Origin of the sequence: Variovorax humicola, assembly GCF_037889915.1 — a bacterium.
GTDB classification, from domain to species: Bacteria; Pseudomonadota; Gammaproteobacteria; order Burkholderiales; family Burkholderiaceae_C; genus Variovorax; species Variovorax humicola.
In genome coordinates, this window is the sequence record NZ_JBBKZV010000005.1 from 86,558 (window position 1) to 100,954 (window position 14,397).

The 14,397-nt window shown below is 65.6% G+C and carries 14 protein-coding genes; 6 read left to right on the forward strand and 8 right to left on the reverse strand.

Annotation, left to right across the window (positions count from 1 at the left end; genetic code table 11):
- Nucleotide 1 precedes the first annotated feature (1 nt).
- The 3 genes from WKW80_RS10960 to WKW80_RS10970 are packed head-to-tail and all read right to left on the reverse strand — an operon-like array spanning nt 2 to nt 2,758.
- Entirely contained in the window at nt 2-1,231 is a 1,230-nt protein-coding gene (locus WKW80_RS10960; protein ID WP_340363595.1) for an ABC transporter substrate-binding protein, read from the reverse strand.
- Between the two features lie 50 nt (nt 1,232-1,281).
- A complete protein-coding gene (locus WKW80_RS10965; protein WP_340363596.1) occupies nt 1,282-2,010 on the reverse strand; it encodes an ABC transporter ATP-binding protein in 729 nt (242 codons plus the stop codon).
- Nucleotides 2,003-2,758 (reverse strand): ABC transporter ATP-binding protein, encoded by a 756-nt coding sequence (locus WKW80_RS10970; RefSeq protein WP_340363597.1) that lies wholly within the window; start codon nt 2,756-2,758, stop codon nt 2,003-2,005. Before WKW80_RS10970 ends, WKW80_RS10965 begins: the two co-directional genes overlap by 8 nt.
- Between WKW80_RS10970 and WKW80_RS10975 the strand changes: the two genes are divergently transcribed.
- The 4 genes from WKW80_RS10975 (at nt 2,757) to WKW80_RS10990 (ending at nt 6,143) form a co-directional block, all read left to right on the forward strand.
- A complete protein-coding gene (locus WKW80_RS10975; RefSeq protein ID WP_340363598.1) occupies nt 2,757-2,882 on the forward strand; it encodes a hypothetical protein in 126 nt (41 codons plus the stop codon). The genes WKW80_RS10970 and WKW80_RS10975 overlap by 2 nt on opposite strands.
- A 95-nt stretch (nt 2,883-2,977) precedes the next feature.
- Nucleotides 2,978-4,300 (forward strand): histidinol dehydrogenase, encoded by a 1,323-nt coding sequence (gene hisD, locus WKW80_RS10980; RefSeq protein ID WP_340363599.1) that lies wholly within the window; start codon nt 2,978-2,980, stop codon nt 4,298-4,300.
- Nucleotides 4,297-5,073: an SDR family NAD(P)-dependent oxidoreductase gene (locus WKW80_RS10985; protein WP_340363600.1), complete on the forward strand. Its 777-nt coding sequence runs from the start codon at nt 4,297-4,299 to the stop codon at nt 5,071-5,073. The genes hisD and WKW80_RS10985 overlap by 4 nt, the downstream gene beginning before the upstream one ends.
- Nucleotides 5,074-5,177: 104 nt before the next feature.
- A complete protein-coding gene (locus tag WKW80_RS10990) occupies nt 5,178-6,143 on the forward strand; it encodes a Bug family tripartite tricarboxylate transporter substrate binding protein (protein ID WP_340363601.1) in 966 nt (321 codons plus the stop codon).
- A gap of 53 nt (nt 6,144-6,196) precedes the next feature.
- Here the strand turns inward: WKW80_RS10990 and WKW80_RS10995 are convergent, their stop codons facing one another.
- The 4 genes from WKW80_RS10995 to WKW80_RS11010 all read right to left on the reverse strand — a co-directional run bounded on the left by WKW80_RS10995 (nt 6,197) and on the right by WKW80_RS11010 (nt 10,561).
- A complete protein-coding gene (locus tag WKW80_RS10995) occupies nt 6,197-7,162 on the reverse strand; it encodes a 3-hydroxyacyl-CoA dehydrogenase (protein WP_340363602.1) in 966 nt (321 codons plus the stop codon).
- 235 nt (nt 7,163-7,397) lie between these two features.
- Nucleotides 7,398-8,816 (reverse strand): LLM class flavin-dependent oxidoreductase, encoded by a 1,419-nt coding sequence (locus WKW80_RS11000; RefSeq protein ID WP_340363603.1) that lies wholly within the window; start codon nt 8,814-8,816, stop codon nt 7,398-7,400.
- 33 nt (nt 8,817-8,849) lie between these two features.
- Nucleotides 8,850-9,161, reverse strand: a complete 312-nt coding sequence (locus tag WKW80_RS11005; RefSeq protein WP_340363604.1) for a DUF4387 domain-containing protein — start codon at nt 9,159-9,161, stop codon at nt 8,850-8,852.
- Nucleotides 9,158-10,561 (reverse strand): acyclic terpene utilization AtuA family protein, encoded by a 1,404-nt coding sequence (locus WKW80_RS11010; protein WP_340363605.1) that lies wholly within the window; start codon nt 10,559-10,561, stop codon nt 9,158-9,160. Before WKW80_RS11010 ends, WKW80_RS11005 begins: the two co-directional genes overlap by 4 nt.
- Before the next feature lie 107 nt (nt 10,562-10,668).
- Here WKW80_RS11010 and WKW80_RS11015 point away from each other — a divergent pair, with 107 nt between their 5' ends.
- Together WKW80_RS11015 and WKW80_RS11020 are read left to right on the forward strand one after the other, a co-directional pair.
- A complete protein-coding gene (locus tag WKW80_RS11015; RefSeq protein ID WP_340363606.1) occupies nt 10,669-11,658 on the forward strand; it encodes a LysR substrate-binding domain-containing protein in 990 nt (329 codons plus the stop codon).
- A gap of 68 nt (nt 11,659-11,726) precedes the next feature.
- The gene (locus WKW80_RS11020; protein WP_340363607.1) at nt 11,727-12,710 is read left to right on the forward strand and encodes a flavin reductase; all 984 of its coding nucleotides are present in this window, start codon (nt 11,727-11,729) and stop codon (nt 12,708-12,710) included.
- Between the two features lie 245 nt (nt 12,711-12,955).
- Here WKW80_RS11020 and WKW80_RS11025 read toward each other — a convergent pair whose 3' ends face one another.
- A complete protein-coding gene (locus tag WKW80_RS11025) occupies nt 12,956-14,392 on the reverse strand; it encodes a coniferyl aldehyde dehydrogenase (RefSeq protein ID WP_340363608.1) in 1,437 nt (478 codons plus the stop codon).
- Between the last annotated feature and the right edge of the window lie 5 nt (nt 14,393-14,397).

Here is a 14,397-nt window from a genome sequence, read left to right on the forward strand (position 1 = left end):
CTCAGGATTTCTTGGTGACGAGGCTGCAGGTGCTCTTGGACAAGGGCTGGAAGGCCTGCGCGGCGGGAATGGTGGCCAGGATGTTGTAGTAGTCCCAGGGCTTCTTCGATTCGCTGGGCTTCTTCACCTGCACCATGTGCATGTCGAAGATCATGCGGCCGTCCTCGCGGATGGAGCCGCCGTGGCCGTAGAAGTCGTTGACCGGCATTTCCTTCATCTTCTTCATGACCACCGCGGCGTCGTCCGTGCCAGTGGCCTGGACCGCCTGCAGGTAATGCGTGATCGACGAATAGACGCCGGCATGCACCGCGTCGGGCATCTTCTTGAAGCGGGCGAAGAAGCGTTCGGAGAACTTGCGGGTCTCGGCGTTGGTGTCCCAGTAGAAGGCCTCGTTGAGGATCAGGCCCTGCGCGGCCGTGATGCCCAGGCTGTGGATCTCGGGGATGAAGGTCACCATGGCGACCACCTTCTGCTGCTTGTTCAGGCCGAACTCGTCGATCGCCTTGAAGGCGTTCACCGAGTCCGAACCGGAAGCGATCAGCGCCACCACCTTGGCCTTGGAGGCTTGGGCCTGCAGTACGTAGGAGGAGAAGTCCGGCGAGTTCAGCGGGAAGCGCACGCTGCCCACCACCTTGCCGCCGGCTGCCTTCACCGCGTCCATGCCATCGCGCTCCACGCCCTGGCCGCCGGCGTTGTCCAGCGTGATGAAGAACCAGCTGTCGCCGCCCTGCTTGGCGACGGCGTTGATCAGGCTGTACGACTGCGAATAGCTGTCCCACGAGGTGTGCACCGTGTTGGCATTGCAGCTGTCGTTGGTGATGCGCGAGGTGCCGGCGCCGTTGACGAAGGCGATCTTGTTCTTCTGCTTGGCGATCTCCATCACGGCCAGGGCGATGGGCGAGCTGGCCAGGTCCAGGATGACGTCGACCTGCTGGGTGTCGAACCATTGGCGCGCGGTGTTGGCGGCCAGGTCGGGCTTCATCTGGTGGTCGGCGGAGACCATGTCCACCGGCATGCCCAGCACCTTGCCGCCGAAGTCCTCGATCGCCATCTGCGCGGCCAGCACCGAGCCCGGCCCGGCGAGATCGGAGGTCGGGCCCGCCATGTCGGTCAGCACGCCGAAGCGGACCTTGCCGTCCGTCAGCTTGGGCGCGGGTTGGGCATGGAGTGCGCAGGCGAGGGAAGCGGCGGTCAGGCCCAGGGCGAGGGAACGCAGGGGATTCGAGTTCATGCTGGTTGTCTCCGTGTCATGGTTTGTGGATCGCAAGGAATACGGGTTGCCTAGACGCCGAGCCATTGGTGCAGCTCATCGGCGCGCTCGGCCACTTCCTTCTTGTCGAGCACGGCCTTTACGCGGCCGTGCTCGATGAAGTAGTGCCGGTCCGCCAGGCCTGCGGCAAAGCGGAAGTTCTGCTCGACCAGCACGATCGTGAAACCGCGCTCCTTCAGCAGCCGCAGCACCCGGCCGAGCGACTGCACGATGACGGGCGCGAGCCCTTCGGTGATCTCGTCGAGCAGCAGCAGGTTGGCGCCGGTGCGCAGGATGCGGGCCAGGGCAAGCATCTGCTGCTCGCCGCCGGACAGCCGCGTGCCGGGACTGTGGCGGCGCTCCAGCAGATTGGGGAACATCTGGTAGATCTCGGCCGTGCTCATGCCGCCGTCCTGAAGCACCGGCGGCAGCAGCAGGTTCTCCTCGGTCGAGAGCGACGCGAAGATGGCTCTTTCTTCCGGGCAATAGCCCACGCCCAGCGGGGCCATGCGATGCGGCGCCATGGCGATGGTCTCGGTGCCGTTGATCACGATGGAGCCGCGCCGTTCGCCCACCATGCCCATGATCGACTTCAACGTGCTGCTGCGGCCGGCGCCGTTGCGACCGAGCAGCGTGACCAGTTCGCCGCGGCGCACCTCCAGGTCGATGCCGTGCAGCACATGCGATTCGCCGTACCAGGCATTCAGGCCGTGGATCAGCAGGGGGACGGCGGCGTCCTGCCGCGAGGTGGGCTTAGGCATCTTCCGTCACCCCCACATAGGCTTCCAGCACTTGCGGATTGCGCGACACCACGTCGTACGGCCCCTCGGCCAGCACGGAGCCGCGCTGCATCACGGTGATGGTGTCCGACAGCGTAGACACCACGCCCAGGTTGTGTTCCACCATCACGATGGTCCGGCTTGCCGCGACCTTGCGGATCAGTTCGGTCACGGTATCGATGTCCTCGTGGCCCATGCCGGCCGTGGGCTCGTCGAGCAGCATCAGTTCGGGGTCCATCGCCAGGGTGGTGGCGATCTCCAGCGCGCGCTTGCGGCCGTACGCCAGGTTGACCGTGGAGGCGTTGGCGAAGCTGGCCAGGTCCACGTCCTCGAGCAGTTGCATCGCCGCCGCATCGAGCTTGTGCAGGCTTTGCTCGGAGCGCCAGAACTGGGTCGCCAGGCCGGCCTTGCGCTGCAGCGCGACACGCACGTTCTCCAGAACCGTCAGCTTGGGGAACACGGCCGAGATCTGGAAGGAGCGCACGATGCCCTGGCGTGCGATCTGGCCCGCGTTGTCATTGGTGATGTCCTTGCCGTTGAAGTGGATCGTCCCGCTGCTGGGCGGCAGGAATTTCGTCAGCAGGTTGAACAGCGTGGTCTTGCCCGCGCCGTTCGGTCCGATGACGGCGTGGATCGTGCCGCGCCTGACGCGCAGGTCCACGTCGCTCACGGCGGCGAAGCCCTTGAACTGCTTGGACAGCCCCTTCGTCTCGAGGATCAGGTCGTCCATGGCTCAGCGCTGGACGCTCGTTGAATGGCGCGAAGGGCAGCGCCGCGGCCCTGCGGGCAAGCTGTATGTCATGGGTGTCTCCGTTCGTTGTGCAGCCGGTTTCGTGCTGGTGGAGAAAGTGTGAAATCGCGTCGCGTTGCTCGCAACCGATAGCTGATATGCGCGAATCGCAGCCTGATGGCCGGTTCAATCGGGGCCATCAACCAAAAGGAGATACCCATGATTCGCTACCTCAAGCGCGGACGCGATGTCCAGGCCCGTGCGGACGACGACGCCAAGGTCCGCGGCACCGTCGAGACCATCATTCGGGACATCGAGACGCGTGGCGACGAGGCCGTGCGCGAGTACAGCAAGAAGTTCGACAACTGGGACCCGGCCGACTTCAGGCTGTCGCAGGCGAACATCGAGAAGGCCATCAAGAGCCTGTCGGCGCGCGAGCTGGAGGACATCCGCTTCGCGCAAAAGCAGGTGCGCAACTTCGCGCAGATCCAGCGTAACTCGATGCTCGATGTCGAAGTCGAGACCCGTCCCGGCGTCTTCCTCGGGCACCGTCACATACCGATAAATGCTGTCGGCTGCTACATCCCCGGCGGCAAGTACCCGCTGCTCGCATCCGCGCACATGAGCGTACTGACGGCCAAGGTCGCCGGCGTGAAGCGCGTGGTGGCGACGGCGCCTCCGTTCCACGGCGAGCCGCATCCGGCCATCGTCGCTGCCATGCACCTTGCCGGCGCCGACGAGATCCTGGTGCTCGGCGGTGTGCAGGCCGTCGTTGCGATGGCCGTCGGCACGCCGAGCATCGCGCCGGTCGACATGCTGGTCGGCCCGGGCAACATGTTCGTGGCCGAGGCCAAGCGTCAGCTGTTCGGCCGGGTCGGCATCGACCTGTTCGCAGGGCCGACGGAGACGCTGGTGATCGCCGATGACTCGGTCGACGGCGAAATCTGCGCGGTCGACCTGCTCGGCCAGGCCGAGCACGGACTGACCACGCCGGCCGTGCTGCTGACCACCAGCGAAGCCTTGGCCCACGCCACCATGGCCGAGGTCGAGCGGCAGTTGAAGATCCTCCCGACGGCCGAGATCGCTGCGAAGAGCTGGGCCGACTTCGGCGAGGTCATCGTCTGCGACACCGACGCGGAAATGCTGCAGAAGGCCGACGAGCTTGCGTCCGAGCATGTGCAGGTCATGACCCGCGACCCGGACTATTTCCTCAACAACATGACCAACTACGGCGCGTTGTTCCTCGGTCCGCGCACCAACGTCGCCTTCGGCGACAAGGTGATCGGCACCAACCACACGCTGCCCACCAACAAGGCGGCGCGCTACACCGGCGGCCTGTGGGTCGGCAAGTTCCTGAAGACCTGCACCTTCCAGCGCGTGGTGACGGACGAGGCCAGCGCCATCATCGGCGAATACTGCTCGCGCCTGTGCCACATGGAGAACTTCGCAGGCCATGGCGAGCAGGCCAACATCCGGGTGCGCCGCTACGGCACGCGGGCCGAGGTGCCGTGGTACGAACCGGTCCCGGCCCTGGAGGCATGACGGCCATGCCGGCCTTGCCGGGCTTCGGCGGCTTCCGGCTCGAGGGCAAGCGTGCGCTGGTCACCGGCGCGGGCCGCGGCCTGGGGCTGGCCGCCGCTGCGGCGCTGGCCCATGCGGGCGCGCAAGTCACGCTGGCCGCGCGCTCGCAGCCCGAGCTGGAGGCCGGCTGTGCGGCCATTCGCGAGCAGGGTGGCGTCGCTGACTTCATCGTGCTCGACGTGACCGATTCCGAAGCGGTTGCCAAGGCGATCGGCTCGCGTGCGCCTTTCCATGTCCTCGTCAACAACGCGGGCATGAACCGGCCCAAGCTGCTCGTCGACACGCAGGACGAGGATATCGACGCGGTGTTGGCGCTGAACGTGAAGGCGACGTTCTACATGTCCCGCGAAGTTGCACGTTCGCTGCAGGCGGCTGGGGAGGCCGGCTCGATCATCAACGTCTCGTCGCAGATGGGCCATGTGGGCAGCCCGCGACGAACGCTGTACTGTGCGACCAAGCACGCGGTCGAGGGCATGAGCAAGGCGCTGGCATGGGAACTCGGGCCGTCCGGCATCCGCGTCAACACGCTGTGCCCGACCTTCATCGAGACGGCCCTCACCGCACCGATGTTCGAGGACGCCGCCTTCCGACGCTTCGTGGTCGACCGGATCGCGCTCGGGCGCCTCGGGCGGATCGACGAGGTCATGGGTCCGATCGTGTTCCTGGCCAGCGACGCGTCCAGCCTCATGACCGGCAGCGCCCTCATGCTCGACGGTGGGTGGACGGCCGCATGACGCATATCAGGTATCGGTAAACCACTGCAGACAACTGCAGATACTCATTCAAGCATGTGCGATAGCGCACAGATGCGCTCATCCAAACGGAGACAAGCAAAGACATGAAGAACCTCAAGACCGCTGTTGCCTCGGCAATGCTCCTGCTCGCCACGGTGGCGCACGGCCAGGCGTACCCGAACAAGACCATCAAGCTCATCGTGCCGTACTCGCCAGGCGGTGCGGCGGACCTCTCCGCGCGTTGGCTGGCCGAGGGGCTGACGCAGCAATTCAAGTACACGATCATCGTCGAGAACCACCCCGGCGCTGCCGGCAACATCGGCACGCGCGCGGTGGCCGCTGCCAAGCCCGACGGCTACACGCTGCTGCTGGGCTACGACGGCACGCTGACCATCAATCCCTCGGTGTATCCCAACGTCGGCTTCGACACGCTGAAGGACTTCGTGCCGGTCAGCAAGATCGCCGATTCCACGCTGCTGCTGGTCGCCAACAACAACCTGCCGGCGAAGGATGTGAAGGAAATGATCGCGCTGGCCAAGGCCAAGCCGGGCTCGCTCGACTACGCCACCACCGGCGTGGGCAGCACGCCGCATGCGGCTGGCGAGATGATGAACATCCAGTACGGCATCGACCTGCGCCACATCCCCTATGCGGGCGGCGCGCCGGCCATGACTGCCGTCATGGGCGACCACGTCAAGATGGTCTACACGGCGGTGGCCACGGCGTATCCCTTCGTCGTGTCGGGCAAGGTGAAAGCGCTGGGCGTCTCCGCCCCCAAGCGTGCAGCGGCGCTGCCGAACGTACCCACCTTCAGCGAATCGGGCGTGCCGGGCTTCGACCTGAACTCGTGGTTCGGCATCCTGGCCCCGGCCGGTACGCCCAAGCAGATCGTCGACCAACTGCAGGGCGCCATCAAGACCGTGGTCGAGACGCCGTCCTACCGGGAGCGCTACATTGCCGCCGGACTGGAGCCCGTGGGCAATACCTCGGAGCAGTTCACCGGCCAGATCAAGGCCGACCTGACGCGCTGGGATGCGATCGTCAAGAAGGCGAAGATCAGCGCCAACTGATCATCACCCGCAGCACCTGCAGGATCCGCCATCGACGCGGATCCTGCGGCGCTTCAGCCTTCCGGATGCGTGCTGCGGCGCGCAGCGGCGAAGGCCATCAAGCGCTCATCGCGCCAGGCACGGCGCGATTCCAGATCCCCATGCTCCAGATGCTCGCGGCGCTGCGTCTCCACCTGCTTGATCAAGGTCTCGTCCCACGGCTGTTCGTGCTGGCGTGATGCCGCGATGCGCTGGTACAGCGGCCCCAATCGCACGGCATAGTCGGCCACGCCGCCGGGTGCATTCAGGTCGATGGTCTCGAAGGGGCCCATGAAGGACCAGCGCCAGCCCAGGCCGTCGCGCACCGTCTTGTCGATGTCCTCGCAGCTGGCGACGCCTTCGTCGACCAGCGCCCAGGCCTCGCGCAAGAGCACAGCCTGGAGGCGGTTCAGCACGAAGCCCTCGACCTCCTTGCGCACATGCACCACCGTCTGGCCGACCGCCTTCATCAGCGTCTCGGCGAATTCGACGGTGGCAGCGGATGTCTCCGGCGATGGCACCAGCTCGACGACCGGCACCAGGTAGGGCGGGTTGACCGGATGCACGATGAGGATGCGCGGTGAAAGCGACAGCCCCAGCGCGAAGGCCGATCCGGGGATGCCCGAGGTGGAACTGCCCACGATCAGGTCGGGCGATGCGATCGCGTCGAGGTCGATCATCAGTTGCCGTTTCACGTCGACGCGCTCCAGCACCGATTCCTGCACGTAGGTAACGCCTTCGACAGCCTCGGCCAGTGTCGACGCCGTGGTGATGCGCGACAGGATGGTGGCAGGATCCTCCTCGATCAGGCCATGGCGATGCAGTCCGGCCAGTTGCCCCTCGATGAGCGGAATCGATTTGCGCGTGATCTCCGGATTGGCGTCGAACACCTTCACCTTCAGTCCGGCGCGGGCGTAGACCACGGCCCAGCCTGCGCCCACGAGGCCGGCCCCGACGATGGCGACCGTGTTGCTGGCGCCGGGTTGTTGAATGTCCTTCATGTCGTTTTTGCTCCTGTGGTTGTATCAATCAAGTCATGACCAAAGGCACGTGCCGCATCTCGCTACGGCCGAGCCCCTTGGCTGCGCATGACTTGTCGGTCAAAAGAAAAGCCCCGCAAACAGCCGCAAGCGTTCGACGCAGTACGGCTGTTGAGGGGCGTGATGGGCCAGGTCGCAACCTGGCCGGCCGGGAGCGCAAGGCCCCCGCTCTATGGCAAAGCCGGGGTGCACGACTTCATGCAGCAGCAACCGCCTTGACACCCTTGTCGGCCGCTGCCTTCGACTCCGGCCCGCTGAGGCGCTTCCAGTCGCCGCTCTTCGGCGCTTCCAGCCCGAGGTGGCCGCGCAGGGTGGTGGTCTCGTATTCGGTGCGCACCAGTCCGCGGCGCTGCAGTTCCGGCACCACCATGCGCACGAAGTCCTCGTAGCTGCCGGGCATGTGCGTGGGCGACAGCACGAAGCCGTCGCAGCCGCCTTCGGTGAACCACTTCTCCATCTCGTCGGCCACGGTCTTCGGCGAACCGATGAACACGTTGAACTCGTTGAGCCGCGCGCGCTTGGAGAACTCCACGAAGTCGCGCACCGAAGGGTTCTTCTTGCCCGACAGCGTGACGACACGGTCGCGGAAGGTCTGCCAGCCCGAGATGGCGGCCATGTCCTCGTCGGAGAAGGGCTCGTCCATGTCGCGGGTGGCGAAGTCGGTGTTGAGCACTTCGCAGATCAGCGCCAGGCCGTCGATGGGTTGGGCCAGCGAGTCGATGTACTCGAACTTCTTGCGGGCAATCTCGTCGGTCTCGCCGACCACCACGTGGCAGGCGGTCGCGATGCGCACCTTGGCCGGGTCGCGGCCCGCTTCGGCGATCGCGCCCTTCATCTCGGCGTACTGCTTCTTGGCCATGGCCAGGTTGGGGTAGACCACGAAGAGCAGTTCGCCCCAGCGCGCCGCGAAGGCACGGCCGCGGCCGCTCTGGCCGGCCTGGATCAGCACCGGCTGCCCCTGCACCGAGCGCGGCACGGTGAAAGGCCCGCGCGAATTGAAGAAGTCGCCGCGATGGTCGAGGCGCTTGACCTTGTCGGGATGGGCGAACTCGCCGGTCTCCTTGTCGTTGATCAGCGCGCCTTCCTGCCAGGTGTCCCAGTGGCCCAGCGTGGTCTCGAGAAACTCGTCGGCGCGGTCGTAGCGCAGGTCGTGTTCCAGATGCTCGGCATGGCCGAAGTTGGCGGCTTCGGAGTCATTGAGCGAGGTCACCACGTTCCATGCCGCACGGCCCTTGCTCATGAGGTCGAAGGTCGCGAAGGTGCGGGCCACGTGGTACGGCTCGTAGTAGGTGGTGGAGTAGGTCGCGCCCAGGCCGAGTCGCGTGGTCACCGCGGCCATGGCCGACAGCACCACCAGCGGGTCGAGCTTGATCGCACGCACGCCAGCCGCCACCGTCTGCGCATGGTCGCCGGAGTAGATGTCGGGCATGGCCAGGCGGTCGTCGAAGAAGGCCATGTCGAACATGCCTTGTTCGAGCACTCGGGCGATGTTCTGGTAGTACTCGGGCGTGAGGTAGCTGGGGTCGGTCGCGACGTGGCGCCAGCTGCCAGGGTAGGTGGAACAGTTCTGCGCCTGCATGAAGCCGATGAGGCTGATCTTGCGGTCTTGGGTCATGGGGTGTCTCCTGGAGTGTCGGTGGGCAGCGTTTCAATCGGGGATGTCGACTTCGAGCAGCGGCGCGTGCTGCTGCGCGCCGTAGACATCGCTGTCGCCGAAGGCGCCGGCGGGAATCAGCCGCGGCAGCGTGGCCTTGAAGGCGCGTGCCGGGGCATAGGGCATGAACAGCACCTGCGACTCCTCCACGCGGTAGAGCTTCGCGAACAGCGCGGCGTTGAGGATGCCGGTGGACTGCACCCGCTCGAAAAGTTCGTCGGAGCCGAAGATGACGTCGATGGTCAGCTCGAAGGGGCCGGCGTTCTTGCTCTTGCAGACGCTGGCGAGGTCTCGGATGCGGGTCATGGCTGCAGGCCTTTCACATGGGCGTGTTCGATGGGGAACAGGTGGTAGGGATCTTCCGCGTCGACGATGTGATAGACGCTGAACTCGTAGGACGCGCCCAGTTCCACGTCGGCCGGCGAGAAGGGGATGCCCATGTTTCCCTCCTTGCACAAGCGCCCCGGAAAGTCGGCATGCAGGATGGTGGTGCGCGAGATGGCGATCACCGCGTTAGCCACTTCCTGCGTGGGCGCCATGGCCTCCAGGATGAAGCTCAGCTCGTGCGCCGTGGTGGTGGTGACCGGCTCGCGCTCGCCCATCACGCCATTGAGACCGTAGCAGCGGATCGCCAGCTTGTAGCCGCCTTCGGGCACGCCGAAGTTGCGGGTCTTCTCGTCGACGATGCCGCGCACGCGCACCAGGTAGGCATCGATGTCGCGGATCAGCACCGGGTCGCGGGTGGCGCACATGGCGATGGCGCGATAGCCGACGCGCTCGACGCCTTCCATCTTGATGGTGTAGATGTCTGCCGGATGCCATTGCATGCCGCTGACGCGCACGATGCGGTCGGTCAGTTGCTCGAACTTGCAGGCGGAGGTGTCGAGCATGCCGCCGGGTTCGTGGTGGTGGACCGCGCTGGGGTTCTCGTGCAGCGCGAAGTTCGCCACCGACAGGCGGGTGCAGGCTTGCTCGGGATTGGTCGGTTCCAGGTCCACGTGGTCTTCGAACACGCGTGCCAGCAGGCAGCCGTCGCGCTTGGGCGCAGCCGGCTCGGCGCCGCATTCCAGCATCTTGCCGGCATACCAGCCCACCGCCGGCGAGAGGCCGCCGCGGATCACGCCAGCGGCCCAGGGGGCAGGGTCGGTGCTGCGGCCGGCCAGGATGACCTGGGCACCTTCGTCGAGCGCACGGATGTAAGGCTCGGGGCCCATCAGGCCCACGATGCGCTCGGCGCGATCGACCTGTTCGTCAGTCAATGGCGGGCGCTTGGAGGCGGACTTCACCTTGCCGTCGGCCAACTGGCGCTTGATGAATCCAGGGTCTTGTTCGGCATGGATCAGTGCCAGCTTGAAGTCGAGCTTTTCTTCGCGGGCGATCTCCCGCACCAGATCGGCCATGAACTGCAGGTGCGGTTCGCCGCCGGCGCCGCCCGCGGTGCTGATCAGCACCGGGATGCCGCGCGGCACGGCCGCCAGCAGCATCAGCCGGGTGTCTCGCTTGATGGCCAGGCGCGAGCAGAAGGCCTTGCCTGCCCCGAGGTAGTAGGGGCCCGGATCGGTGCTGCCGGCGTCCGCGCCGATCAGGTCGGGGTCCCGGGCCATGCCGGCCTGCAACGCGGCTTCGGGGAAGCCGTAGCCGAGGATGGAAGTCACCGACAGCAGTCGGACCTCCTTCGGTGAAGTCGTGTCTTTCGTTGTGTTCATGGCTCGAAGTTCTTGGATAGGAGCGGCAACTATCTGTCCATGGCGCAGGTCGCGACAACGGATAACAGGTATGCGTTCGATGCCGAAAATCGCCCGCAGGCCCTACCATGCGGGCCAGCACCAACCACCTGGGGGCCGCAATGGACCTGCGCCAACTCCGCTACTTCATCGCCATCGCCTCGGCCGAGAGCCTGTCGCGGGCATCGGTCTCGGTCGGCGTCACGCAGTCGGCGCTGACCCGGCAACTGCAGTTGCTGGAGGAGGAACTCGGCCTGCCGTTGCTTCGCCGCACCGGCCACGGGGTCACGCTGACCGAGGCTGGCGACCGCTTCCTCGTGTCGGCCACCGACGTCGTGGACCGGGCCGATGCCGCCGTGCGCGACATGCAGGCCTTGCGCAAGACCACGACCGGCAGCGTGGTGCTCGGCATTCCGCCGATGCTGGCCGAGACGTTGCTGGTGCCGCTCGTCACGCGCTTCCGTCAGGACTTTCCCGACGTGTCGCTGCGCGTGCGCGATGCCATCAGCGGCTACGTCCTCGAATGGCTGATTACCGGCCAGGTCGACGTGGCGGTGGTTTACAACGCGCCCAAGCGGGCCAAGCTGGCGCTCGAGACCTTGATCTCGGACGAGCTGATGCTGGTCGGCGCCGCCGGCCAGGGGGCGGTGCAGTCGGACGCGCCCATCGACCTGGCCGAAGCGCTGAAGCTGCCCCTGGTGCTGCCCAGTCCGCAGCATGGCCTGCGTGACGTGATCGACACCGCAGCGGCATCGATCTCGGTCCAGCCCAACATCGCGCTCGAAGTCGAGGGCATCCATTCGCTCATCCGCTTCGCCGAGGAAGGCTATGCCTACACCTTCCTGCCGTTCGGCTCCGTTTCGTATCACGTGGCGCAAGGACTCCTGGGAGCGCGCCCGATCATCAACCCGTCGGTGCCCAGCGTGCTGTCGGTGGCCATGTCGACCTTGCGGCCCGCGACCAAGGCCATGAAGCAGTTGTTCCGCTACATCCGCGAAGACGTCGCCCGATTGCTGGAGACCGAGGTCTGGCAGCATCGCAAGCCGCCATCGGAACCTCCCGCGACCGATCCGCGATAACTGCTATGCGCTCCTCTGGCGGGGGCGGCTCCTACACTTTCCAGGACCGATTCCCCTGGAGACAAGACATGAGCACAACGCAGCAAGATCCCACCGCCAAGAGCTTCCGCCATGCCCTCGGCTGCTTTCCCACCGGCGTCGCCGTCATCACCACATCCGATGCGCAGAAGCAGCCCGTCGGGCTGACCTGCAACTCGTTCAGTTCCGTCTCGCTGGACCCGCCGCTGGTGCTCTGGAGCCTGCGCAACAACAGCAAGTCGATCGACATCTTCCGCCAGACCGAACAGTTCACCATCAACGTGCTGTCGCACCGGCAGGACGGTCTGTCGGGGCGTTTCGCGAGCAGCAGCAAGACCATGGCCCAGAAGTTCGACGGCGTGCCCTATGCCGAGGGCTGGGGCGGCTCGCCGGTGCTCGAAGATTGCATCGCCAACTTCCAGTGCAGCGTGTTCGCCCGCCACGAGGCAGGCGACCACGTGGTCTTCATCGGGCAGGTGCAGGACTTCGAGCAGAGCAGCGACGAGGATGCGCTGGTCTTCTACAAGGGCGCCTACATGATGCTGGCGCAGTCGCTGCACGCCCTGGCCTTGAAGAGCAACGATTCCGAGGCGGAACTCGTGCAGGCCCGTGCGGCGGTGCACGTGAGCCTGGTGCGGCTGGCCAGCGAGGCCGCCGAGCAAGCCGACTTCGAGGCGATCGAACAGAATCTGCGCGCGCTCGACCGTTACGCAGCCGATGGCGACATGGTGCACCGCGCGGAGGCCGCGATCACTTTCTTCAAGCAACTGACCACTGCCGCGCACAACGAGATGCTCGCGGTGGTGGCGCAGTCGCTGACCACGATCCTCGAGTACATGGTGTCGGAGCACCTCGCGCGCTCGCAGGCGCCCACGCTCTACCTGCCGGCGCTGAACCCCTTGCGCTGGCAGGTGTTGTCATGCCTGCGCGCGCGGGATGCGGATGGCGCTGCTGCAGCCATGTCGGAATACTTCGGATTGGTGGCCTCGTCGCGGGCGGCGGCGGCGAAGGCGCTCAGCACGGCGGATGCGTAGTCGCGGGGGCGGTTCATTCGGCAAGCACCCTGCGTATGCGCACGCTTCCAGGTCCGCCGGGCATGCGGTGCGCGCCGAGCGCCTTCACTGCGCCGGCCGCTTCGCGGCTTTGCTTGCCCGGTCGTGGCGACCTCGCCATATTCGATCGGCGTCCTGAGATTGCGGTTGCCTTCGCGCATGCCCAGCCTTTGCGTGCAGGGCAACCTGGTTTCACCGTTCCATTCGGTTCCGCGCGCGTCAGGCGCTCAACGGGCCAGAAAAGCAAGCATCCGTTCTGCAAATTTGCCGTAAGGAGGTGCGAGGAATTTCATCGCGCTGAAGCGTGCCTGGTAGAAGACCGGTCGCAGCTTCGAGAAGGTCTGGAAGCCGTCGTAACCGTGATAGTGGCCCATGCCAGAGGCGCCGACGCCGCCGAAGGGCAGGTCGTGCTGGGCGACGTGGAACAGCGCGTCGTTGACCGACACGCCGCCAGACATGACACGGTCGAGCAGCATTTGCACTTGCGCGGCGTCGTTGCTGAAGGGATAGATCGCCAGCGGACGATCGCCGGCATTGATCGCCTCGATCACGCTGTCGAGCTTGGTGTAGCCGCGCAACGGCAGAATTGGGCCGAAGATTTCGCGCTGCAACAGAATGCTGTCTTCGGGGGCGTCGAGAACGATCTGAGGAGCAATCTTGCGCGTGCTGCGATCGAAGGCAGCGCCAGGCGTGAGCTGGATGACCTTTGCGCCGCGCGCGCGCGCGTCGTCCAGGGCTTTCAGCAACCGGTCGAACGAACGCTCGTCGATGATCGACGTGAAATCCGGCGATGCCAACTGTGGATAGCGCGCCGCGACGATCTCGCGCGCCAGCGTCACAAAGCCGTCGATGTGCTGCGCGGGTAACCACGCATGGTCGACCGTCGTGCAGATCTGTCCCGCGTTCAAGTACTTGACGAACAGGATGCGTTCGGCCGCTTTTCGCAGCGGAAAATCTTCGCACACGATGGCCGGCGCCTTGCCGCCGAGTTCGAGCGTGACGGGACAGAGGTTCTGCGCTGCGGCGGCCATCACCGAGCGGCCCGTTTGGCCTGACCCCGTAAACAGCAGATGGTCGAAAGGCAGCTTTGAAAACTCGATGCCCACACCGCCGGTTTCCTCGAAGATCTGAAGCTTTTCCGGCGGAAAGTACTTTGGCATTTCCCGCATCAGGAGCTTGGTGAGGTGGCGCGAATTTTCGCTCATCTTCACCATGGCGCGGTTCCCTGCGGCAAAGATGTAGGTGAGAGGGACCAGGCTCAGATTGATCGGGAAGTTCCACGGCACGATCACACCGACCACGCCGAGCGGCTGGGGAATCACACGATTGCGAGCGCCAAAGAAATTCTTCAGGTCCACGCCGCGACGTTGCGGCTTCATCCAGCCGCGAAGGTGCCTGAGGGTGTGGTTGATGCCGTCGACGACCGGGAAGATCTCTGCCAGCAGGCTTTCGTGGCGCGAGCGATTGCCATAGTCGGCACTGATGGCGTCGCACAGCGCGTCCTTGTGATCGCGAACGAAGCGCTGCAGCGTGCGCAGGTCTTTCGTTCTCTCCGCCAGTGTGGGGACAGGGTGAGCGAGATACGCTGCTTTCTGCATCGCCAGCGCATCGGCCATTCGGGCCGCGCTCGCGAGCTCAGCGACTTCTTGAGGGGTTGTGTGCATGGTGT

What these genes read in the sequence shown, in the direction of transcription:
- WKW80_RS10960 (WP_340363595.1), bottom strand. Translation starts at nt 1,231, where the DNA reads ATGAACTCGAATCCCCTGCGTTCCCTCGCCCTGGGCCTGACCGCCGCT.
- WKW80_RS10965 (WP_340363596.1), bottom strand. Translation starts at nt 2,010, where the DNA reads ATGCCTAAGCCCACCTCGCGGCAGGACGCCGCCGTCCCCCTGCTGATC.
- WKW80_RS10975 (WP_340363598.1), top strand. Translation starts at nt 2,757, where the DNA reads ATGGCTCAGCGCTGGACGCTCGTTGAATGGCGCGAAGGGCAGCGCCGC.
- WKW80_RS10970 (WP_340363597.1), bottom strand. Translation starts at nt 2,758, where the DNA reads ATGGACGACCTGATCCTCGAGACGAAGGGGCTGTCCAAGCAGTTCAAG.
- hisD (WP_340363599.1), top strand. Translation starts at nt 2,978, where the DNA reads ATGATTCGCTACCTCAAGCGCGGACGCGATGTCCAGGCCCGTGCGGAC.
- WKW80_RS10985 (WP_340363600.1), top strand. Translation starts at nt 4,297, where the DNA reads ATGACGGCCATGCCGGCCTTGCCGGGCTTCGGCGGCTTCCGGCTCGAG.
- WKW80_RS10990 (WP_340363601.1), top strand. Translation starts at nt 5,178, where the DNA reads ATGAAGAACCTCAAGACCGCTGTTGCCTCGGCAATGCTCCTGCTCGCC.
- WKW80_RS10995 (WP_340363602.1), bottom strand. Translation starts at nt 7,162, where the DNA reads ATGAAGGACATTCAACAACCCGGCGCCAGCAACACGGTCGCCATCGTC.
- WKW80_RS11000 (WP_340363603.1), bottom strand. Translation starts at nt 8,816, where the DNA reads ATGACCCAAGACCGCAAGATCAGCCTCATCGGCTTCATGCAGGCGCAG.
- WKW80_RS11005 (WP_340363604.1), bottom strand. Translation starts at nt 9,161, where the DNA reads ATGACCCGCATCCGAGACCTCGCCAGCGTCTGCAAGAGCAAGAACGCC.
- WKW80_RS11010 (WP_340363605.1), bottom strand. Translation starts at nt 10,561, where the DNA reads ATGAACACAACGAAAGACACGACTTCACCGAAGGAGGTCCGACTGCTG.
- WKW80_RS11015 (WP_340363606.1), top strand. Translation starts at nt 10,669, where the DNA reads ATGCGGGCCAGCACCAACCACCTGGGGGCCGCAATGGACCTGCGCCAA.
- WKW80_RS11020 (WP_340363607.1), top strand. Translation starts at nt 11,727, where the DNA reads ATGAGCACAACGCAGCAAGATCCCACCGCCAAGAGCTTCCGCCATGCC.
- WKW80_RS11025 (WP_340363608.1), bottom strand. Translation starts at nt 14,392, where the DNA reads ATGCACACAACCCCTCAAGAAGTCGCTGAGCTCGCGAGCGCGGCCCGA.